Here is a 2,611-nt window from a genome sequence, read left to right as displayed (position 1 = left end):
CAGTCGATTCTCGATTCTCAAGGTCGTGTAATCGGTACTTGGGCCGATGTGTTAAACCGCGCTGGTATCGGGATGGAAGTAATGCACGAGCGCAATGCTCACAACTTCCCCTTAGACTTGGCTAGTGGTGAACAGGCTCCTGTAGCTCTGACTGCTCCTGCTATCAATGGTTAAGTTCTAGTCTGAACGAAAAGGCACTCCCGCAAGGGGGTGCTTTTTTGTTGTTAGAATTGGGGTACAAATGAAAAACGCTGCAAAATGCTTATTCTCAAACAATCATCATTATGACCGCTCTCACTGAAAAATATACTCTTAGTCAATATTTTGAGCGGGAAATACAATCCCAAACTCGTCATGAATATCTGGATGGAAAAATTATTGCTATGACAGGAGGGACACCGACTCATAACCGCATTATCAGTAATTTATTAGTGGCTTTATATACTGGACTAAAGAATCAACCCTATGCCGTTTTTGTCACCGATCAGCGTTTATGGATACCTGAGCGTCAAATAGCTACCTATCCTGATATTATGGTAGTGTCTGAACCTCTCACTTATCCAGAAGGACGCAAAGATACTTTAATTAATCCTGTTTTAATCGCTGAGGTTTTGTCTGCTGCAACGGCAAGTTACGACAGAGAAGAAAAGTTTGCCGCTTATCGAACCATTGCAACTTTTCAGGAATATTTATTGATTTCGCAGGAAAGACTTTATATTGAGCAGTTTCAAAAAGAAGGCGCACCGCAAAGCGGATCTCTGCGAGATCGCTGGTTGTTTACAGCTTATGAATCTGATAGGATAATTCATTTAAACTCTTTGCGGGTTGAGGTGGAGATAGCAGATATAGTCATTTCAGATAAGTCTGATACACTCTAGACCAGTTAAACCCTTATGAACTCTGGCATTGATATTCTCAATCTTAATTGAAATGACTATATTTATAACAAGGTAATCTTTAGTTAAAGCTTTAAATTTGAAGCTTTTGTTATCATTAAACTAAACTAATCTTGGTCAGGAGTTAATTTTATGATATCCCCTCAAATTATTGAACTGGAACAAAAGTTACGAGATTTTTCGGTTGAAGATAAACAATGGTTATTAGAACAGTTACACAAGCATTTAGAAGTTTTAAAAGAAAATGTAAATAGAAAACAGGCCAAAGATTTGATTATGGAAACATTAAATGAGGTTCAAAATATGCCCAATAATTGTTATCATGAAGTTTGGCAAAAATTTGATGACGCTTGTGTGAGAATTTCAGGAAACTTAGAAGAATCTGATTTACTATGATGTTTGCTCAAGATTCACCTCTTGTTATTCTTGATACTTCGGTTTTTCTTTCAGCTTTGTTAAGTAAAAATCCTAACAGTGCGCCTTGTCAAATTATTCGTTATTGGCGGGAGGGTAGATTTAAGTTAGTTATTTCTCCTCAATTATTGGAGGAATTGGTTGAAAAACTATTAGTGAAAAATATTGACAGAAATGATATTAAGGATATTTTAACGGCTATTTTTTATACTGCTATCAAAATTCAAGGCATTTATCAAGCAACGCTACTCGATCAGGTTGATCCAAATGATAATATGTTTTTGGCATCCGCTTACGAAATAGGTGCTGATTATCTAGTTTCTTTAGATAAAAAACACATTTGGCCGCTAAAGCATTATCATCGTAGACAAATTTTATCGCCAAATTTATTCTTACAAGTCTTACAAAATAGTTAAAGATAAAATGTGATCGCATCTATTTTTAAAGAGATAATCCTAATCGTTAGGATTTCTTTTAAGATAGGATTTAAACACAGGATTAATAGGAAAATAGGACGAGGTTTCTGATGGTAATTTATCCAGTAAACAGCGTCTAATTAATGACTGAATAGTTGCCCAAAATTCAGAAGTAGATAAGTCAAGATTAGCAGTTTTGGGAAACTTTTCTACCGCTTCAGTTTGATTAGCTAACCAGTGTATCACCTTTTTTTCTGTTGCGGATAAACGCTGTAAATGACATTCGATCGAGTCTTCCATATCCCCCAAATAAATTTCATTTTTCATTTGTTCTAAAAATAAGGATACTTCTCCATCAAATAGTTCAATAATGGTTGAGGAGATGATATTTAACCAGTTAGGATGACCTTGATAAAGTTCGCTCAGTTTCGTCCATTTCTCCTCATTTTTTAAACCGTATTCTTTGAAGATTTCTTCAAATTCTGTTGTTAAACCTTGCAGGTATAAAGTTTTAATTTTATCGGATTTTAAGGTGACAAAATCTCTGGGAAGTTCCCAACTAATTAAAATCAAACAACTTTGATGAGATGTGGTAGCAATTTGCTGAAAAAATTTATGATAATCCTGACAGTCGCTTAAATATTTACCTGCTAATTCCCCCGGTTTAAAAATATTCTGCACATCATCAAGAATAATTAAACAACGATAGGAGCTTAGATAATCTATTATATCAGGTAAGGGGGTTGATAGAGATTGGCTGAAAAACTGTTTTAGATCATCCTTGAGAGCGATTAATTGAGGAATATTTTCCAGACTGCGATAAATAATATAATCAAATTGTGGGGCAATTTCTGAAACTAATTTAAGGGTTAAAGCTGTTTTTCC

Annotated in this window: 3 protein-coding genes and 1 pseudogene; 3 read left to right on the top strand and 1 reads right to left on the bottom strand. The window is 35.0% G+C overall.

What is annotated here, in order from left to right; all coding sequences use genetic code 11:
• The first annotated feature begins 284 nt into the window (after positions 1-284).
• The 3 genes from EWV68_RS03410 to EWV68_RS03400 all read left to right on the top strand — a co-directional run bounded on the left by EWV68_RS03410 (position 285) and on the right by EWV68_RS03400 (position 1,726).
• Positions 285-878, top strand: coding sequence for a Uma2 family endonuclease (locus tag EWV68_RS03410; protein ID WP_287168822.1), 594 nt, complete (start codon positions 285-287; stop codon positions 876-878).
• A 150-nt stretch (positions 879-1,028) separates the two neighbouring features.
• Complete coding sequence (locus EWV68_RS03405) at positions 1,029-1,292, top strand: hypothetical protein (protein ID WP_287168821.1); 264 nt, start codon at positions 1,029-1,031, stop codon at positions 1,290-1,292.
• Positions 1,289-1,726: a putative toxin-antitoxin system toxin component, PIN family gene (locus EWV68_RS03400; RefSeq protein ID WP_287168820.1), complete on the top strand. Its 438-nt coding sequence runs from the start codon at positions 1,289-1,291 to the stop codon at positions 1,724-1,726. The genes EWV68_RS03405 and EWV68_RS03400 overlap by 4 nt, the downstream gene beginning before the upstream one ends.
• 39 nt (positions 1,727-1,765) lie before the next feature.
• Here the strand turns inward: EWV68_RS03400 and EWV68_RS03395 are convergent.
• Positions 1,766-2,611: pseudogene (locus tag EWV68_RS03395) on the bottom strand (ATPase); the annotation flags it as partial.

Source organism: Microcystis sp. M_QC_C_20170808_M9Col (assembly GCF_007095495.1).
Classification (GTDB): Bacteria; Cyanobacteriota; Cyanobacteriia; order Cyanobacteriales; family Microcystaceae; genus Microcystis; species Microcystis aeruginosa.
The sequence above is the reverse complement of the archived record's forward strand: the minus strand, read 5'-3'. Positions and strand labels throughout refer to the sequence as shown.

What these genes read in the sequence shown, in the direction of transcription:
- EWV68_RS03405 (WP_287168821.1), top strand. Translation starts at nt 1,029, where the DNA reads ATGATATCCCCTCAAATTATTGAACTGGAACAAAAGTTACGAGATTTT.
- EWV68_RS03410 (WP_287168822.1), top strand. Translation starts at nt 285, where the DNA reads ATGACCGCTCTCACTGAAAAATATACTCTTAGTCAATATTTTGAGCGG.
- EWV68_RS03400 (WP_287168820.1), top strand. Translation starts at nt 1,289, where the DNA reads ATGATGTTTGCTCAAGATTCACCTCTTGTTATTCTTGATACTTCGGTT.